Origin of the sequence: Stenotrophomonas sp., from assembly GCF_031995405.1 — a bacterium.
Taxonomy (GTDB): Bacteria; Pseudomonadota; Gammaproteobacteria; order Xanthomonadales; family Xanthomonadaceae; genus Stenotrophomonas.
This window is the reverse complement of the sequence record NZ_DAMAGC010000041.1, coordinates 1-16,601: the sequence shown is the minus strand read 5'-3', so window position 1 is coordinate 16,601 and position 16,601 is coordinate 1. Positions and strand designations below refer to the sequence as shown.

19 protein-coding genes are annotated in these 16,601 nt (G+C 67.1%); 8 read left to right on the top strand and 11 right to left on the bottom strand.

Going from position 1 to position 16,601, the window contains the following annotated elements; all coding sequences use genetic code 11:
- The first annotated feature begins 41 nt into the window (after positions 1-41).
- The gene (locus RTO53_RS09620; protein WP_256777014.1) at positions 42-785 is read left to right on the top strand and encodes a FadR/GntR family transcriptional regulator; all 744 of its coding nucleotides are present in this window, start codon (positions 42-44) and stop codon (positions 783-785) included.
- A 21-nt stretch (positions 786-806) separates the two neighbouring features.
- Here the strand turns inward: RTO53_RS09620 and RTO53_RS09615 are convergent, their stop codons facing one another.
- On the bottom strand, positions 807-1,196 hold the full coding sequence (locus RTO53_RS09615) for a DUF6165 family protein (protein WP_256777013.1): 390 nt from the start codon (positions 1,194-1,196) through the stop codon (positions 807-809).
- Between the two features lie 238 nt (positions 1,197-1,434).
- Here RTO53_RS09615 and RTO53_RS09610 point away from each other — a divergent pair, with 238 nt between their 5' ends.
- A complete protein-coding gene (locus RTO53_RS09610; RefSeq protein WP_312237590.1) occupies positions 1,435-2,076 on the top strand; it encodes a TorF family putative porin in 642 nt (213 codons plus the stop codon).
- Between the two features lie 164 nt (positions 2,077-2,240).
- Here the strand turns inward: RTO53_RS09610 and RTO53_RS09605 are convergent, their stop codons facing one another.
- Positions 2,241-3,431, bottom strand: a complete 1,191-nt coding sequence (locus tag RTO53_RS09605; protein WP_312237578.1) for an MFS transporter — start codon at positions 3,429-3,431, stop codon at positions 2,241-2,243.
- Positions 3,432-3,543: 112 nt separating this feature from the next.
- Between RTO53_RS09605 and RTO53_RS09600 the strand changes: the two genes are divergently transcribed.
- Complete coding sequence (locus RTO53_RS09600; RefSeq protein WP_312237577.1) at positions 3,544-4,470, top strand: LysR substrate-binding domain-containing protein; 927 nt, start codon at positions 3,544-3,546, stop codon at positions 4,468-4,470.
- Here RTO53_RS09600 and RTO53_RS09595 read toward each other — a convergent pair.
- Entirely contained in the window at positions 4,445-4,915 is a 471-nt protein-coding gene (locus RTO53_RS09595; RefSeq protein WP_256777010.1) for a DUF1456 family protein, read from the bottom strand. The genes RTO53_RS09600 and RTO53_RS09595 overlap by 26 nt on opposite strands.
- Before the next feature lie 156 nt (positions 4,916-5,071).
- On the opposite strand from RTO53_RS09595, the gene RTO53_RS09590 reads away from it, so the two are divergent.
- Both RTO53_RS09590 and RTO53_RS09585 read left to right on the top strand, forming a co-directional pair.
- Complete coding sequence (locus RTO53_RS09590) at positions 5,072-5,557, top strand: hypothetical protein (protein ID WP_312237576.1); 486 nt, start codon at positions 5,072-5,074, stop codon at positions 5,555-5,557.
- A 39-nt stretch (positions 5,558-5,596) separates the two neighbouring features.
- Positions 5,597-6,346 carry an SDR family NAD(P)-dependent oxidoreductase gene (locus RTO53_RS09585; RefSeq protein ID WP_312237575.1) on the top strand — a complete coding sequence of 250 codons (750 nt, stop codon included), beginning with the start codon at positions 5,597-5,599 and terminating at the stop codon, positions 6,344-6,346.
- 305 nt (positions 6,347-6,651) lie between these two features.
- On the opposite strand, the gene RTO53_RS09580 is transcribed toward RTO53_RS09585, so the two are convergent.
- The 8 genes from RTO53_RS09580 to RTO53_RS09545 form a co-directional block, all read right to left on the bottom strand.
- Complete coding sequence (locus tag RTO53_RS09580) at positions 6,652-7,008, bottom strand: VOC family protein (RefSeq protein ID WP_312237574.1); 357 nt, start codon at positions 7,006-7,008, stop codon at positions 6,652-6,654.
- A gap of 71 nt (positions 7,009-7,079) precedes the next feature.
- On the bottom strand, positions 7,080-7,859 hold the full coding sequence (locus RTO53_RS09575; protein ID WP_312237573.1) for a helix-turn-helix domain-containing protein: 780 nt from the start codon (positions 7,857-7,859) through the stop codon (positions 7,080-7,082).
- 17 nt (positions 7,860-7,876) lie between these two features.
- The gene (locus RTO53_RS09570; RefSeq protein ID WP_312237572.1) at positions 7,877-8,119 is read right to left on the bottom strand and encodes a hypothetical protein; all 243 of its coding nucleotides are present in this window, start codon (positions 8,117-8,119) and stop codon (positions 7,877-7,879) included.
- A gap of 245 nt (positions 8,120-8,364) precedes the next feature.
- Positions 8,365-9,237, bottom strand: coding sequence for an SPOR domain-containing protein (locus RTO53_RS09565; protein WP_312237571.1), 873 nt, complete (start codon positions 9,235-9,237; stop codon positions 8,365-8,367).
- 18 nt (positions 9,238-9,255) lie between these two features.
- Positions 9,256-10,944: an arginine--tRNA ligase gene (gene argS, locus RTO53_RS09560; protein ID WP_312237570.1), complete on the bottom strand. Its 1,689-nt coding sequence runs from the start codon at positions 10,942-10,944 to the stop codon at positions 9,256-9,258.
- A 151-nt stretch (positions 10,945-11,095) separates the two neighbouring features.
- Positions 11,096-11,794, bottom strand: coding sequence for a DNA repair protein RadC (radC, locus tag RTO53_RS09555; protein ID WP_312237569.1), 699 nt, complete (start codon positions 11,792-11,794; stop codon positions 11,096-11,098).
- 237 nt (positions 11,795-12,031) lie between these two features.
- The gene (locus tag RTO53_RS09550; RefSeq protein ID WP_312237568.1) at positions 12,032-12,466 is read right to left on the bottom strand and encodes a hypothetical protein; all 435 of its coding nucleotides are present in this window, start codon (positions 12,464-12,466) and stop codon (positions 12,032-12,034) included.
- Complete coding sequence (locus tag RTO53_RS09545) at positions 12,453-12,791, bottom strand: hypothetical protein (protein ID WP_312237567.1); 339 nt, start codon at positions 12,789-12,791, stop codon at positions 12,453-12,455. The genes RTO53_RS09550 and RTO53_RS09545 overlap by 14 nt, the downstream gene beginning before the upstream one ends.
- 285 nt (positions 12,792-13,076) lie before the next feature.
- Here RTO53_RS09545 and coaBC point away from each other — a divergent pair, with 285 nt between their 5' ends.
- The 3 genes from coaBC to RTO53_RS09530 form a co-directional block, all read left to right on the top strand.
- Positions 13,077-14,336 carry a bifunctional phosphopantothenoylcysteine decarboxylase/phosphopantothenate--cysteine ligase CoaBC gene (gene coaBC, locus RTO53_RS09540; protein ID WP_312237566.1) on the top strand — a complete coding sequence of 420 codons (1,260 nt, stop codon included), beginning with the start codon at positions 13,077-13,079 and terminating at the stop codon, positions 14,334-14,336.
- The gene (dut, locus tag RTO53_RS09535; RefSeq protein WP_312237565.1) at positions 14,333-14,806 is read left to right on the top strand and encodes a dUTP diphosphatase; all 474 of its coding nucleotides are present in this window, start codon (positions 14,333-14,335) and stop codon (positions 14,804-14,806) included. Before coaBC ends, dut begins: the two co-directional genes overlap by 4 nt.
- A 15-nt stretch (positions 14,807-14,821) precedes the next feature.
- A partial coding sequence (locus tag RTO53_RS09530) for a phosphomannomutase/phosphoglucomutase (RefSeq protein ID WP_312237564.1) occupies positions 14,822-16,601 on the top strand: 1,780 nt, incomplete at its 3' end.

Genomic DNA, 16,601 nt, shown 5'->3' with positions numbered 1-16,601 from the left:
CGCGTGTCGGTCCCCAGCCACCGTACAGCCAGGTCTTGATGATGTCCGAACCCCGTCTCTACCAGTCCATTGCCGCCGAAATCGTCGCGCTGATCGAGAAGGGCGAATTCCCGCCGGGCTCGCGGCTGCCCGGTGAACGCGACCTGGCCGAGCGCCTGGGCGTCAGCCGGGTGACCGTGCGCGAGGCGGAAATCGCGCTGGAAGCACAGGGCCTGATCACCATCAAGACCGGCTCGGGCGTGTATGTGAAGGCGCGCCCGTCGCAGGCCCCCGGCGCGTTGCCGGATGTGTCGGCCTTCGACCTCACCGCCGCGCGTGCGGTGATCGAGGCCGAGGCAGCGGCCATGGCGGCCAGCCGCATCACCGATGACGAAGTGGAGGCCCTGGCCGGCCTGATCGCGGCCATGGTGGACCCCACCTCGGGCGAAGCGGCGGCCAGCGAGGCCGACCGCCAGTTCCACCTGTCCATCGCGCGGATTGCCGGCAACCCGGTGGTGGAGCACTGCGTGCAGCTGATCTGGCGCATGCGCAACGAGCTGCCGCGGGTGAAGCAGGTCTATGCCAACGTCTGCCACAACGACGATGACACCCGCGACGAAGAACACACCGCCATTCTCGACGCGCTGCGCGCGCGCGATCCGGCCGGCGCACGCCTGGCCATGCGCAACCACTTCCAGCGCCTGTTCGAATCCATGCTGGAAGCCACCGAGAACGAAGCCCTGGCCGAAATCCGCCGGCGCACCCAGCAGGACCGCGAACGCTTCATGGCCGCCACCGGGCACTGAGCCCGGCGCGGGCGGGGCGGCTTACTCGCCCTGGTACTGCTTTTCTTCAACCAGCGCAGAGCCTGCGATGCGGTTGATCTCGTTCTTTACCTTCACCCGCTCGCCATTGGTGCCGTAGACGCCCCGCGCCAGCTGGATGAACGCATCGTCGAACACCTGCGCCGCTTCCTTGTCGCGCAGCTGGTCCTGGATGTCCCACATGCGCACGTTGATCGCCTTGAGCTGATCCTTGAGCGCGTCCAGCCCGGGCTGGCTGGCCAGCTGCTGCTGCCACAGCGGCCACAGGCCATCGAGTTCCTTGCGGACGTTGGCGTTCTTGCCGGCGTCGCTGATGCGTTCGGCCTTGATTTCCAGGATGGTGATCTTGTCGATCAACTCGCCAATCGACACCGGGGTCAGGATCGCGTCCACGCCATTACTCGCAACAGGTCAGAGCGCCCATGATAGCGCGGGGGTTCTACCGCATCGTGGACGCAGGATTTACACGGAATTTGCGCCGATCCCCCGGCCGCGCCATGGCGGCTTTACGGCCACTGCGGGAACACTGCCCACCTCGACGGCGCCGCCGTCCGATGGAGTGCTTACCGTGGTGGTTGAACAGAACAAAGGGCGCATCGTGCGCCGCTGCAGCGCGCTGCTGCTGGGCCTGATGCTGAGTGGCGCGGCGGCGGCCGCCGTGGAGGGCAACGCGACGCTGACCTCCGATTATGTCTGGCGCGGCAGCTCGCAGAGCGACGGCGACCCGGCCGCGCAGGCGGGCGTCAAACTCGGCAGCGAGAGCGGCTGGTATGCGTCGGTGTGGGGGTCGGGGGTGTCGTTCAAGCCGGACAACGGCGCCCGCAGCGAGTTCGACGTGGTGGCCGGGTGGGGCGGGGCACTGGGCGCGGACTGGGCGCTGGACGTCAACCTCACCCGCTATGTCTATCCGTCCAGCAACGTGGACCTGGACTGGACCGAGCTCAACAGCACGCTGACCTGGCAGCAGCGCTACTGGCTGCAGGTGGGCGTGTCCGACGACGCGTTGGCCGGCGGTCACAGCGGCACCTACGCCCAGCTGGGCGCACGGCTGCCGCTGGGCGAGCAATGGCGGCTGGAAGGTGCGGTGGGGCATTACTGGCTGGCCAGCGCGCAGGGTGACGATTATCTGCACGGCCAGCTGAGCGCCATCTGGAAAGTGCACGGTCCGTGGGAATTGCGCTTGACCGCGCACGACACCGACAACGCCGCCAAGCGTCTGTTCCCCGGCAACGCCGGTTCCCGGGTCGAGTTCGCCGTCCAAACCACCTTCTAACGTAGAGCCGACCGTTGGTCGGCTGCTCCTCGTAGAGCCGACCGTCGGTCGGCTGCTTCTCACCCACCGCGCAAATGCAGCCGACCAACGGTCGGCTCTACGGCGTCACGTCGCGACAGCCGACCAACGGTCGGCGTTACGGCGTCATATCGCGGCAACCGACCTTACGGTGCCTTCCGCTTCTCCGCGACCACCGCCCACGCCCAGACCCCCATCGCCACCACCGCAACACCCGCGCCGGTCAGGCACACCCCGATCCACCCGTAGGCGCCATACACCTGCGCCGACACCAGCGACCCCAACGAACCGCCGATGAAGTACCCGGTCATGTACCCCGCGTTGAGCCGGTTGCGCGCCTCCGGGCGCAGCGCGAACACCACGTTCTGATTGCTCACGTGCAGCAGCTGCGCCGCCAGGTCCAGCACCAGCACGCCCACCACCAGCGCCACCAGCGACTGCGTCGAAAAGCCGAGCGGCAGCCACGATGCCGCCAGCAGCACCAGCGCCAGCGTCGTCGCCAGCGCCGCCTTGCCGCGGTCGGCCATCCGCCCGGCCAAGCCCGCCGCCAGCGTCCCCGCCGCGCCCACCAGCCCGAACAGCCCGATCGTCGCATCGCTGTAGTGGTACGGCGCGCCCGCCAGCAGGAACGCCAACGGCGTCCAGAACATCGCGAACATCGCAAAACTCAACGCGCCCAGCAGCGTGCGCAGGCGGAACACCGGCTCCTGCGCGAACAACGTCCCGATCGAGCGCAACAACGCCCCGTAACCCAGGCCCGCATGCTGATGGAAGCGCGGCAACGTGCGATGCAGCACCCACGTCGTCAGCACCAGCGTGCCCGCGGCCATCCAGTACACCCAGCGCCAGTCGCCCAGCGACGACAACGCACCGGCCACCGTCCGCGCCAGCAGGATGCCCAGCAGCAGCCCGCTCATCACCGTGCCGACCACCCGGCCACGCTCTTCCGGCCGCGCCAGCGTCGCCGCGAACGGCACCAACACCTGCGCCACCACCGAGAACAACCCGGTGATCGCCGTGCCCACCAGCAGCCACGCGAACTGATGGCTCAGCGCGCTCACCACGAGCCCGGAAGCTGACAACAGCGACATCACCACGATCAACCGCCGCCGCTCGAACATGTCGCCCAACGGCACCAGCAGCACCACGCCCACGCCGTAGCTCAACTGCGCCGCCGTCACCAGCATGCCCGCGCGTCCGAAGGACACCCCGAACTCACCGGCGATGGTGTGCAGCAGCGGCTGCGCGTAGTAATTGCTGGCCACCGCCACGCCCGTGGCAAAGGCCATCAACAGCACCTGCCAGCGGCTCAAGGGGGTGTGGACATCGGCGGTCATACGGTTTCCAAGTGTCAGGGGGACGCCAGTGTCCGCCTCCCTTCGCGATGATGGAAATGAATAGTTATCATCCAACGCATCTGGAAAATAGATGGGTGGCGGAGATGCCGACGTGAACCTCAAACAGCTCGAGTTCTGCGTGGCCCTGGCCGAAGAACGCAGCTTCACCCGCGCCGCCGCGCGCTGCCACGTCGTGCAATCGGCGCTCAGCCACCAGATCGCCCACCTCGAGGAAGAACTGCACGCCACCCTGTTCGAGCGCCTGCCGCGCCAGGTGCGGGTCACCCCGGCCGGCGAGGTCCTGCTCACCCACGCGCGCCAGGTGCTCGATACGCTGCGCCACCTGCGTGAAGACGTCGCCGCCGTCGCCGGCCAGGTGCGCGGCACGCTGACCATCGGCCAGATCACCTCGCTCACCGCCGTGGACCTGGTCGCCTGCCTGGCCGCCTTCCACACCCGCTACCCGCAGGTGGAATTCCGCCTGCGCATGGACAAGAGCGAAGTGCTGATGGAAGACGTGCGCGAGCGCCGCGTGGACGTGGCCCTGGTCGGCCTCTCGCCCGGTACCGCCATCGACGGCGCCTGCCACCGCCTGCTCGCCGAAGAATCCATGGTGGCCGTGCTGCCGCCCGCGCACCCGCTGGCCAGCCGCAAACGGCTGTCGCTGGCCACCCTGGCCGAGCTGCCGCTGGTGGATTTCCAATACGGTTCCGGCGCACGCCGCCAGACCGACGAGGCCTTCGCCGCCGCCGGGCTACCGCATCGGGTGCCGTTCGAGATCAACCACATGTCGCTCATCGAGCGCTTCGTCCAGCAGGGGCTGGCGGTGGGCATCGTGCCGGTGGCCATCGCCGCCGGCTTCACCGGCGTGGCCTGCGTGGCCATCCAGGATGCGCCCGTGCGGCGCGTGCATGCGGTGTGGTCGAAACTGCCCACGTCGGCGGCGCGGGCCTTCATGCAGGAACTGCTGCAGCACGTGGCCCCGCAGGCGGAGCCACGCGCCAGCGCGGGGCTCAGGCAGCGCGCACGCGCAGGGTGAGGCCCTTGAGGAAGTTGCGCAGCAGCTGGTCGCCGCAGGCACGGTAATTCTTGTGGTCCGGCTGGCGGAACAGCGCCGACAGCTCCGGCTTGGATACCGGGAACCCGGCGTTGTCGAAGATCTCGTGCATGTCCACGTCCTTCAACTGGAACGCCACGCGCAGCTTCTTCAGCACCAGGTTGTTGGTGATGCGCTTTTCCACCGGGCGCAGCGGCTGGCTCTCGTCGCGGCCACGGAAATGCACGATCAGCCCATCCAGGAAGTGCGCCAGGGTGCGGTCATCGCACGGCACGAAGCCTTCCTCGTCTTCCTTGCGCAGCCAACCGGCCACGTCGGCCTTGTCGATCACGAAGGCCGGGTCGGCCAGGGCACAGGTGTCGGCAATCATGCCGTCGCTGAGGTCGAGCATGTAGCGGATGCTGCGCAGTACATCGTTGTTGATCATGTGACGTCCAATACCGCCGGCGCGGCTGCGCGGCTGGCCGCCATTTTACCCCCTGCCGGTCGCCGGCCCCGTCGCGACCGGCGCGGCTGTCATCTGGCTGCCATGAAAGTGAAGCACAGTGCCGCCATCAGGCATCGACAGGCAGTGGAGCAGGCAATGCGCAGGTGGCAGGCAGTGGTGGGTGCGGGAATGCTGTGGCTGGCCGGATCGGCCGCCGCCCAGGTGCCCTACGTGGCGATCGAACAGCGCGTGGACCCGCAGGCACTGGCACAGGTGGGGCTTACCCCCGCCCAATTGCAGACCCTGAACCGCCTGCTGCGTGAGGCCGACGCGCGCAGCCCGGCACCGCCGGTGGCTGCCGCCCCGGTCGCCGCGCCCGGCGCGCCCACCCCCGCCCCGATGTTCCCCGGGCTGGACGACGGGCCCATCAAGGCCAGGGTCACCGGCCAGGTGGATGGCTGGGCTCCGGGCACCGTGTTCACCCTCGACAACGGCCAGCAGTGGCAGGTGCTCAAGGGCGAGATGACGCTCAAGGCCAGCCGCAGCAACCCCGAGATCGTGGTCGTGCCGGGCATCGCCGGGCGCTGGTTCCTGCAGGTGGACGAAGACCTGCCCAAGGCGCGCGTGTTCCGCATCCGCTGATCGGTGCGAAAATGGCGGGGATTCCCACGGAGTACCCCGATGACCCGTACCGCTCTGATTACCGGCGCCACCTCCGGCTTTGGCGCTGCCGCCGTCCATCGTTTCGCCCAGGCTGGCTGGCGCGTCATCGCCACCGGCCGGCGCGCTGAACGGCTGCAGCCGCTGGTCGACGCCTACGGTCCCGAGCGCGTCCATGCGGCCGTCTTCGACGTGCGCGACAGCGCCGCCATGGAGGCCGCGCTGGCCGCCCTGCCGGCCGGCTTCGCCGACATCGACCTGCTGGTCAACAACGCCGGCCTCGCGCAGGGCACCGCCCCGGCGCAGAGCGCCTCGCTTGAAGACTGGCGCACCATGATCGACACCAACGTCACCGCGCTGGTCACCCTCACCCACCGCCTGCTGCCGCAGCTGGTGGCGCGCAAGGGCGCCATCATCAACATCAGCTCGGTCGCCGGCGTGTACCCGTACCCGGGCGGCAACGCGTACGGCGGCACCAAGGCCTTCGTCAGCCAGTTCTCGCTCGGCCTGCGTGCCGACCTGCACGGCACCGGCGTGCGCGTCACCACCATCGAGCCGGGCATGGCCGAAACCGAGTTCACCCTCGTGCGCACCCACGGCAACCAGGCCGCCTCGGACACCCTCTACACCGGCGCCAACCCGATGACCGCCGAGGACATCGCCGAGCAGATCTTCTGGGTGGCCAACCTGCCGGCGCACCTCAACATCAACCGCCTCGAACTGATGCCGGTAAGCCAGTCGTTCGCCGGATTCCAGGTCGCGCGCGACTGATCCAACGGATCGCCCCGGTAGAGCCGACCGCTGATCGGCTGCTCGACCGGATGATCGTAGTGCCGGCCGCTGGCCGGCTCCACGCATCCCCAACGGCAGCCGAGCATGGCTCGGCTCTACCCTTCAGGACGCGGCATCCCGGTAGAGCCGAGCCATGCTCGGCTGCTCTTCGCGCATACCGCGCGGCGCACGCCCCCTTGGCAGCGCGGCATCCCGGTAGAGCCGAGGCATGCTCGGCTGCTCTTCGCGCATACCGCGCGGCGCACGCACCCTCTGACGGCAGCCGACCAACGGTCGGCGCTACCTCAAACCGCCGTCCACACCGCCAACTCATACCCATCCGGATCGCGGAAATGAAACCGCCGCCCGCCCGGAAAATCGAATGTCGCCCGGCAGATCTCCGCCCCGGCTGCTTCCACCCGCTGCTGCGTGGCCACCAGGTCATCGGCATACAGAATCACCAACGGCCCACTCGGCCGCACCGGCTCACCGGTGGTAAACCCGCCACGCAACCGCCCATCGTTGAACTCGGTATACCCCGGGCCGTAATCGGTGAAAGACCACCCGAACACTTCCCCATAGAACGCCTTGCTGCGGGCGATATCGGCCACGTTGAATTCGATGTTGTCGATGCGGCGGTCGTTGCCGTGTGCTGTGCTCATCGCTGTGCTCGTGTTGAAAGGAGCACCAGCATCGCCAGTTTCCGCGCGTCTGTCTTGAACAAAACGGCCAGTCAGCCGCGCCACTGCGCGCAGAGTTCGGCCGCACCGATCCCGGCCAGCGCGCGCACTTCCCGGCTCAGGTGCGACTGGTCCGCGTAGCCACCGTCGAACGCCAGCGCCGCCAGGCTGTCGCGTGGCCGCGCACGCGCCAAGCGCAGCACCCGCTGCAGGCGCAGGATCCGTTCCAGCATCTTCGGCCCGTAGCCGAACTGCGCATGGCACAACCGGCGCAGGCTGCGCGTACTCAGCTGCAGCGTCGCAGACACCGCCGCCAGATCCGTATGCCCCGCACGCACCTGGGCAAATACCTGCGCCGCCGCGGCATCGGCCGTGCCATTGTCAGCCAGCCCGGCCAGCTCCCGCGCGAACACCTGCTGCCGCACCTCGGCATCGCCCACCGCGTTCAACCGCGCCGCCATCCGCCGCGCCCGCACGCCCATCACCGCGTCCAGTTCCACCGCTGTGCCCACAATCTCCGACAGCGGCAGGCCCAGCCACGCCCGCGCCGCACCCGGCTGGAACCGCGCGCCCAACACCTGCGCACCGGGCGTCAACTGCGGGTGCGCCGCCACCACATCCGGCCCCACCACAAACAGCCGACCATCGCGCCAGAGAATGTCCACGCAGCCATCGGGCAGCACCGCCACCTCCCCGCTGTGGCCCACCGGCAGTTCGCTGCGCCACAGCTGCCCGAAGCAGCCGCGCAGCGCAGCCGACGGCGCCCATTCGCGGTAGCGACCGGTAGCGCCGGCAACGCCGGGAAGTTGAGCAGGATCAGGGCGGGAAGGCATACGCGGACGATAGCGGATCAATCCAGAGAAACAATCTTGATCACACCCTTCGTGGCCGACCCGTCGCCAAAGAGAACTGAAGCGCCACGGTGCAGTGCCTCGATGGCACCGTCGTGATTGAGGAACGAAATGGTGCAGCTCACCGTGGCGCCAGGTTCAATCACCGGCATAGCCGGATCGTTCAGGACGAAGCCGTACCACATGGGTTCGACGCCAAAGGCGTATGCCATGGGGCGCGCCGTGGATGCATTCAGCGCCATGACCGTGCGCCCGCATGAATCAACGGCGTCAAGGCAGAGTTCAACGCGGACCGGTCTCAGGGCTGGATAAGGCTCGACCATTTCAGCACCGCCTCTGTTTGACATGGGCAGAGGCGCGGATGCACCCCGTCGCGCACGATAGCGCAACCGTAAACCAGGTAGAGCCGAGCCATGCTCGGCTGCTCTTCACGTCCCAAAAAAAACGCCGGGCAAGCCCGGCGTCCTCAAACAACCTGCAGCGCCACTTACTGCGCCTTGATCGCCATCGCCTGAAGCCCGGTCCCGTCCAGCTTCTGCTTGGCCTCCGCCAGTTCGCCCGCGCTGCCATACGGCCCCATGCGCACGCGATACACCGTCTTGCCGTTGATCTGCGCCGATTCCACCCGCGCCGCCAAACCGATCATCGCCAGCTTGGCCTTGGTCGCCTCGGCATCGCCAGACGCGCCAAACGCACCGGCCTGCAGGATGTAGCGCACGTTGCTGGCCGCCGGCTCAGTCGCCGCAGCAGCAGGCGTCGCCGCGGCAGCCGCCGGCTTCGGTGCCGCCGCAGTAGCCGCTGCCGTCTGCGCCGGCGTCGTCGCCGGAGCCGTGGTCGCTGCCGGGCGTTCCGCCACCGGGGCGGGCAGCGGGGCGGTGCTCACTGCCGCAGGCGAGGTGGTTGCGGCGGTGCTGGTCGGGGCCGGTGCCGGCGGCAACGGACGTCCTTCCAACGCCGCCTGCGCGCGCTGCGCCTCGGCCTTGGCGCGGCGCTGGTCCTCGGCACGCGCGCTGGCCGCCAGCTCCGCATCGGACATTTCCACTTCCTTGCCGGGCAGCAGGGTGTAGAAGTCGTACTGCGTGGCCGGCTTGGCCGGTTCGGCAGGCTTGGCCGCCGCCGCGCCCGGCTTGGGCAGTTCGGCGCCCACGTCGGTATCGGCGTCGCTCACCGGGGCCGGCTGGGCGTTCGGGTTGGGCTGCGGGCCAACCCGCAGGAAGCCGTCACCGTCGTTCTTGAACAGGTTCGGTGCCGCCAGAAACACCACGGCCGCAATCGCCACACCCGCGACCAGCCACACCCATCCCGGTGTGCCCTGGCTGCTGTTGCGCCGTGCCTGGCTCTTGCCGCGTCGTGCTGCCATTTACTGCTTCTCCACTGCTTACATTTTTTCCGGGGCGGAAACGCCCAGGACGTTCAGACCATTGGCCAGCACCTGGCGCGCCGCGCACGCCAGCGTGAGCTTGGCATTGCGCTCGGCATCGTCAGCCACCAGCACCTGCGTGCCGTGATACCACGTGTGGAAGGCGTGCGCCAATTCACGCAGGTACTGCGCGATCAGGTGCGGTTCCAGCGCGATACCGGCCGCTTCCACCACTTCCGGGAAGCGCGACATTTCCACCATCAGCCACAGCGAGGCGTCATCGCTCAGCGAAGCCATGCCGGCCAGGCCTTCGCCCGGCGTGTAGCTCAGGCCTTTCTCCTGGGCCTGGCGCAGCAGGCTGCACACCCGGGCATGCGCATACTGCACGTAGAACACCGGGTTGTCGTTGCTCTGCGCGCGGGCCAGGTCGATATCGAAGGTCAGCTGCGAATCGGGCTTGCGCGCGATCAGGAACCAGCGGGTCGCGTCGCGACCGGCTTCTTCGATCAGGTCGCGCAGGGTCAGGTAGCTGCCGGCACGCTTGGACAGCTTCACTTCCTCGCCGCCGCGCATCACCGTCACCATCTGGTGCAGCACGTATTCCGGCCAGCCCTTGGGGATACCAACATCCAGCGCCTGCAGGCCGGCGCGCACGCGCGCCAGCGAGCCGTGGTGGTCTGCGCCCAGCTCGGTGATGGCGCGCTCATAGCCGCGCTGCCACTTGCTCAGGTGGTAGGCCACGTCCGGCAGGAAGTAGGTGTAGGTGCCGTCGGACTTGCGCATCACGCGGTCCTTGTCGTCACCGAAATCGGTCGAGCGCAGCCACAGCGCGCCGCCTTCCTCATAGGTGTGGCCGGCCGCCTGCAGCTGGGCGACGGTCTCTTCCACCTTGCCGTCCTTGTACAGCGAGCTTTCCAGGAAGTAGATGTCGAAATCCACCCCGAACGCGGCCAGGTCCTGGTTCTGTTCGTTGCGCAGGTAGGCCACCGCGAAGCGACGGATCGCATCGAGGTTGTCCGGGTCGCGCTCGCCCACTACCGAATGACCTTCCAGTTCCACCGTGGCGCCGGCCAGGTAGGCGTTGGCCACGTCCTGGATGTAATCGCCGCGGTAGCCCGCTTCCGGCCAGCCGGCGTCATCGGGCTTGAGCCCCTTGGCGCGCGCCTGGGTGGACAGGGCCAGGTTCTCGATCTGCACGCCGGCGTCGTTGTAGTAGAACTCGCGCTTGGCGTTCCAGCCGTTCACATCCAGCAGGCGCGCTAGGCAGTCGCCAATAGCGGCAGCGCGGCCATGGCCCACGTGCAGCGGGCCGGTCGGGTTGGCCGACACATATTCCACGCCCACGGTACGGCCGTTGCCGCTCAGGTTGCGGCCGTAATCGGCACCTTCCTTGAGTACGCTGGCCGCTTCGCGCTGGTAGGCGCTGGGGGCGAGGTGGAAATTGATGAAGCCCGGGCCGGCGATCTCAACGCGCAGCACGTCATTGCTCTTGGGCAGCGCATCCAGCAGCGCCTGGGCCAGGGCGCGCGGGTTGCTGCGCGCCGGCTTGGCCAGCAGCATCGCGGCATTGGTGGCGAAATCGCCGTGCTCACGGGTCTTCGGGCGTTCGACCACGAATTCCGGGGTCAGGGTATCGGCCGGCAGAGTGCCGTTGGCGCGCAAGGCTTCGATGCCTTGGCTGATCAGGGCGCGGAGGAGATTTTTCACAAGGCCTGCTTTGGGACTGGAGCGGCGGAATCGGCAATTTTAGCCTAGATGGCGGGCTGATCCATTGAACGGGGTTGGGGCAGGGGGGCTTGAGGAGGCTTGGGGCCGGTTTCGGGGCTTCGGACAAGGGTGTCCGGGCTGACTGGGGCGTTCAGCCCCGGAAGGACAGGGTGGGTTCGAGCCAGCCGCGTTCAGCCATGGAGACGGGGGTGCCTTCGCCGACCACCACGTGGTCGAGAAGACGGACGCCGACCAGCGGCAGGGCCTTTTCCAGATGGCGGGTGATGTCGCGGTCGGCGGCGGATGGCTCGGCACTGCCAGAAGGGTGGTTGTGACCGATGATCACGGCCGCTGCGTTATGGAACAGGGCGCGGCGTGCCACTTCGCGCGGGTAGACCGCCGCCGCATCGATCGTGCCGTGGAAGAGTTCCTCGAACGCTAGCATGTGATTGCGGGTGTTCAAGAACATGACCGCAAAGACCTCATGGGGGCGCCCGCGAAGCCGTTGTTTGAAGTAGCGCATGGCTGCCTTGGGATCGCACATGCCTTCACCCAGGTCCAACTTTGCACGCAAATGGCGATCGGCGAGTTCCAGTGCGGCTACCAGCTTGCAAGCCCGTGCCGGGCCGAGCCCGGGCAGTTTCCTCAGCTTCTGCGCGCTCATATCAAGCAATAGGCGCAGGGGGCCATGATCCTTGAGGAGAAGGCGTGCGTTCTCCATGACGTCCAAACCTTTGCAGCCGGTGCCCATGAACAATGCGAGTAGCTCAGCGTCGGAAAGCGCTGTTGGGCCGCGTGCCAGCAGCTTCTCGCGCGGTTGTTCGTTCTTGGGCCAGTCTTTGATCGCCATGGAGCTCAGTATGGCGAGTCTACGTGGACGAGCTATCGGATAGTTCGGCGGAATTGAGTGGGAAAAGACCGGTAAATCAGTAAAAATTGACAACGTCGAACGCGCTGATTAACGGTAGTCGGGGACGGGTTAAAGACGTAGAGCTGATAGAAGGGAAGCAGCATGATGTAGCTAGAATGCCGTAAATCTGCTGGTTCCCCTTCGTAGCTCCCACAGGTATTCGCCAGAAACTTCGCGCTAATTCACGCCATTCGGATAGAACTTTGAGATAAACATGTGTAGCGCAACGAGAAGATAGGCGGTGAACAGAACTGCTTGCTTGAGCCAAAATAGAGCTAGGGTGGGCCAGTTCAGTTGCTCAGGAGCAGAAACAACTGTTTCGTCACCAACAGGTTTGCCCGTCCGCTCGCCCTCGTTTTCCTTTATTCTGCAATATATGCCCCAGGCGGCAGTGGCGTATGCGTACTGCATGACATCAGTAATTAATGTGAAGACGAACAAGCAGCCTGCTCCGTAGAGAAGATCTGGGAGATCATTGACTCCACCTGTCGACGGCTTAAACAGCCAGATAAATGCGAGTCCAGCGAACGCAAGATTTCGCGCATTGCCGCTCGCTATGGCACTAAGTGCAGCATAATTTTCTCGGAAATTTGAAAATTTAGTTTGTCCCACGTACGCCTCCACTCCCGGTGCCCCGAGTTCCCCCGCTGCCTGCGCGCTTTGCAACCTTCTTTGCTGCCTTGACGGTTTTGACCGCCTTCGGCTTGGCCTGCGTCAGAACACTACCAGCGAGCGATTTTGTAACTTTCTTCGTTGAAGTCCTGTCCATCACTTTTCCGGCGGTTTTCGCCACCTTTGGTGATGTGGATTTCGTCTGGACGCGTTGTGATAGCGCGCTCCCCGCTAGCTGTTTGTCTGTTTTGCTTGATCGTTTGTTAGCCAGTACTTTTCCGGCCTGTGATGCGATCTTCTTGGAGGTCTTTTCGGCTTTGGTCATGCGCGCACTTCCCCTGTGAGCGGTGGGATCGTGAGGCGACCCTTGAAGCGGATCGTACAACGATCACAGCCTGGTATCACCAGCGCTTGTCTGTAGCGGAGTGAACCAAATTCACTCGATACCCAGAGTGCCGGTCGACGGTGTAGTCCATAGGCGGCCTTGGAGTGACATTCCGCACAGGCACCTCCCTCATGACCAAAAACACCCCCCTCATGCCCCTGAGGCATGAGCTCCCCACACCCCATCAGGTAAGCTAATCGCCTCAGTTCGACAGGAAATTCGCAGGTGGCTGACTCCCCCCAGGCTTCTCCGGCGTCCGCGCGCCCGCTGCAAGGCCAGAAGCTGTTGTTGTGCGTCGGTGGCGGCATCGCCGCCTACAAGTCGCTGGAACTGGTGCGTCGCCTGCGCGATGCCGGTGCCCAGGTGCAGGTCGCGATGACCGCCGGGGCCCAGCAGTTCGTCACCCCGCTGAGCTTCCAGGCCATGTCCGGCCAGCCCACCCGCACCACCCTGTGGGACAGCGCCGCCGAGCAGGCCATGGGCCATATCGAGCTGGCGCGCTGGGCCGACCGCGTCATAGTGGCCCCGGCCACCGCCGACCTGCTGGCCCGGCTGGCCCACGGCAACGCCGATGACCTGGTCACCACGCTGTGTTTGGCCACCACCGCGCCGCTCACCGTGTGCCCGGCGATGAACCACCGCATGTGGCAGCACCCGGCCACGCAGGCCAACATCACCTTGCTGCGCCAGCGCGGCGCGCAGGTGATCGGTCCGGAGGACGGCCCGCTGGCCGAGGGCGAATCCGGCCCGGGCCGGCTGACCGAACCCAATGCGATTGTTGCGGCACTGGCCGCGCTGCAGGCGCCAGCCGCTGCCGACGCCGCGCCCGAGCAGCAGCTCCAGGGCCTGCGCGTGGTCATCAGCGCCGGCCCCACCTACGAAGACCTGGACCCGGTGCGCTACGTGGGCAACCGCAGCAGCGGCAAGATGGGTTATGCGCTGGCCGCCGCCGCCGTGCGCCAGGGCGCGCAGGTGGTGCTGGTGAGTGGCCCGGTGCAGCTGCCCACCCCGGCCGGGGTGCAGCGGGTGGATGTGCGCTCGGCCGCGCAGATGCGCGAGGCGGTGCTGGGCGCGCTGCCGGCCGACATCTATATAGGCGCGGCGGCGGTGTCCGATTACACCCCGCGCCAGGTGGCCCCGCAGAAATTGAAGAAGACCGCCGGCACCCAGACCCTCACGCTGGAGCTGGTGCGCACGCCGGATATCCTGGCCGAGGTGGCTGCGCAGACCAACGCGCTGAAGCTGGTGGTCGGCTTTGCGGCCGAAACCCACGATGTGGAGAAGTACGCGCGCGGCAAGCTGGTGGACAAGCGCCTGGACCTGGTGATCGCCAACCAGGTGGGCATCGCCACCGGCGGCTTCGAAAGTGATGAAAACGCGGCCACGGCCTACTGGCAGGGCGGCGAACAGGTGTTCCCCGGTACCTCCAAGGCGCTGCTGGCCGAACAACTGTTGTCCCTGATTGCCCAGAGGTTGCACGCATGAGCATTGATTCCACCCTTCAGCCGTTACAGGTAAAGCTGCTCGACCCGCGCTTCGGCGATACCTGGCCGCTGCCGGCCTATGCCACCGAGCACAGCGCCGGGCTGGACCTGCGCGCCGCGCTGGAAACCGAGCTCACCCTGCAGCCGGGCGATACGGCGCTGATTCCCAGCGGGATCGCCATCCACATCGCCGACCCGAACCTGGCCGCCGTGGTGCTGCCGCGCTCGGGGCTGGGCCATCGCCACGGCATCGTGCTGGGCAACGGCACCGGGCTGATCGACGCCGATTACCAGGGCCCGCTGCTGATCAGCGCGTGGAACCGTGGCCGTGAGCCCTTCACGCTGCAGCCGGGCGACCGCATCGCGCAGCTGGTTGTGCTGCCGATTGCACGCGTAGGCCTGCAGGTAGTGGATACTTTCACCGACAGCGCCAGGGGAACGGGTGGATTCGGCCATACCGGGGTGCGCTGACAGGGGGAAGGTTTGATGAGCAAGGCAACGGCGGATGGACAACCGCGATTGGCAAGCAAGCGCACCGGCCCATTGTTGGTCGCCGTGCTGGTGCTGCTGGGGCTGTGGTTCGGCTGGAGTGCGGTGCGGCAGTGGCGGCAGGCCTCGGTAGGCACGTCGCTGGAGCAGTCGCGCGATGAGATCGTCACGGGCGTGGATGCCGCGCTGAACGGCCAGTTGGCGCAGCTGCGCAAGCTGGTCAAGAGCGAGCGGGTCACCACGGCACTGGCCAATGGCGACGCCGAGGCGACCGCCGTGGCCATCCGCGAAGGCTGGCCGGGTACCGAAGACGTGCAGGTGCTGCTGGCTACGCTGGACCAGGCCTATGCCGATCCAAAGGCGTTCGGGTACTCGCGCCTGGCCCTGCTGGAAGCGGCCAATGCCGAAAACACCGTGGTGGCCCGGGTGGTGCGCGATGCCGGCGGCCAGCGCCTGGCCCTGGCCGCGCCGGTGGTGCTGGGTACGCAGGGGCCGGCGCTGGTGTACGTGCGCCAGCCGCTGCTGCGCTTGACCGCCACCTTCGACCAGGTACGCGTGCCTGACGAAGGCTACCTGGCGCTGCGCCAGGGAAGCCACAACGTGATCGAACAAGGCAGCGTCGCGCTGGCCGACGGCGCCGAGGCACTCGCGCGCCCGCTTGGCAAGAGCGGATTGCGTCTGGCGGCGGCCGTGCCGGACATCGAACCGGGCCCGCTCGGCATGGGCGGTATTCCCTGTGCCGTGGTGGCGGTGCTGCTGCTGGCGATCGCCGCGATGCTGCAGTTCGGCAAGGGCAAGGTGCCGTTGCCGCGTCGCCGCGCGTCCAGGGACGCCAACGTGGAAGAAGGCCCCACCCTGCGCGAAAGCCTGGACCAGGTGCCGCTGGCGGTAGCGCCGGCCGTGGCCGAAGGTGGTCCGCCGCCGGTGCCCGGCGTGCCGGGCCAGGACGTGCCGGCCGATATCTTCCGTGCCTACGATATCCGCGGTGTGGTCGGGCGCGAGCTCACCCCGCAGGTGGCCGCGCTGATCGGTCAGGCCATCGGCTCGGTGATGCAGGTGGAAGGCCTGCGCGAGATCGTGGTCGGCCGCGATGGCCGCCTCTCGGGGCCGGAACTTACCGGCGGGTTAATCGAGGGCCTGCGCCGCGCCGGCTGCGATGTGATCGATATCGGGCTGGCGCCGACGCCGGTGGTGTACTTCGCCAGCTACCACCTGCGCGCGGGCAGCTGCGTGGCGGTGACCGGCAGCCACAACCCGGCCGACTACAACGGCTTCAAGATCGTGGTCGGCGGCGAGACGCTGTCCGGCGACGCCATCACCGAGTTGTACCAGCGCATCCGCGACGGCCAGCTGCACGTGGCCGCCGAGACGGGCAGCCTGCAGCAGCGCGAGGTCAACGCCGATTACATCCAGCGCATCGCCGATGACGTGCAGCTGGACCGTCCGCTGAAGGTGGTGGCCGATGCCGGCAACGGCGTGGCCGGTGAACTGGCGCAGCCGCTGCTGGAGGCGATCGGAGCCGAGGTCATTCCGCTGTACTGCGATGTGGACGGTACTTTCCCCAATCACCATCCGGATCCGAGCGACCCGCACAACCTGGAAGATCTGATCCAGACGGTGAAGCGTTTCGATGCGGATATCGGCCTGGCCTTCGACGGCGACGGCGATCGCCTGGGCGTGGTCACCCGCGAGGGCAAGATCATCTACGCGGACCGGTTGTTGATGCTGTTCGCCGCCGATGTGCTGATGCGCAACCCGGGCGCGCTGGTTATCTACG

What these genes read in the sequence shown, in the direction of transcription:
- RTO53_RS09580 (WP_312237574.1), bottom strand. Translation starts at nt 7,008, where the DNA reads ATGAGCACAGCACACGGCAACGACCGCCGCATCGACAACATCGAATTC.
- RTO53_RS09620 (WP_256777014.1), top strand. Translation starts at nt 42, where the DNA reads ATGTCCGAACCCCGTCTCTACCAGTCCATTGCCGCCGAAATCGTCGCG.
- RTO53_RS09575 (WP_312237573.1), bottom strand. Translation starts at nt 7,859, where the DNA reads ATGCCTTCCCGCCCTGATCCTGCTCAACTTCCCGGCGTTGCCGGCGCT.
- RTO53_RS09585 (WP_312237575.1), top strand. Translation starts at nt 5,597, where the DNA reads ATGACCCGTACCGCTCTGATTACCGGCGCCACCTCCGGCTTTGGCGCT.
- RTO53_RS09605 (WP_312237578.1), bottom strand. Translation starts at nt 3,431, where the DNA reads ATGACCGCCGATGTCCACACCCCCTTGAGCCGCTGGCAGGTGCTGTTG.
- RTO53_RS09565 (WP_312237571.1), bottom strand. Translation starts at nt 9,237, where the DNA reads ATGGCAGCACGACGCGGCAAGAGCCAGGCACGGCGCAACAGCAGCCAG.
- RTO53_RS09590 (WP_312237576.1), top strand. Translation starts at nt 5,072, where the DNA reads ATGCGCAGGTGGCAGGCAGTGGTGGGTGCGGGAATGCTGTGGCTGGCC.
- RTO53_RS09595 (WP_256777010.1), bottom strand. Translation starts at nt 4,915, where the DNA reads ATGATCAACAACGATGTACTGCGCAGCATCCGCTACATGCTCGACCTC.
- radC (WP_312237569.1), bottom strand. Translation starts at nt 11,794, where the DNA reads ATGGCGATCAAAGACTGGCCCAAGAACGAACAACCGCGCGAGAAGCTG.
- RTO53_RS09545 (WP_312237567.1), bottom strand. Translation starts at nt 12,791, where the DNA reads ATGACCAAAGCCGAAAAGACCTCCAAGAAGATCGCATCACAGGCCGGA.
- RTO53_RS09610 (WP_312237590.1), top strand. Translation starts at nt 1,435, where the DNA reads ATGCTGAGTGGCGCGGCGGCGGCCGCCGTGGAGGGCAACGCGACGCTG.
- dut (WP_312237565.1), top strand. Translation starts at nt 14,333, where the DNA reads ATGAGCATTGATTCCACCCTTCAGCCGTTACAGGTAAAGCTGCTCGAC.
- RTO53_RS09570 (WP_312237572.1), bottom strand. Translation starts at nt 8,119, where the DNA reads ATGGCGCTGAATGCATCCACGGCGCGCCCCATGGCATACGCCTTTGGC.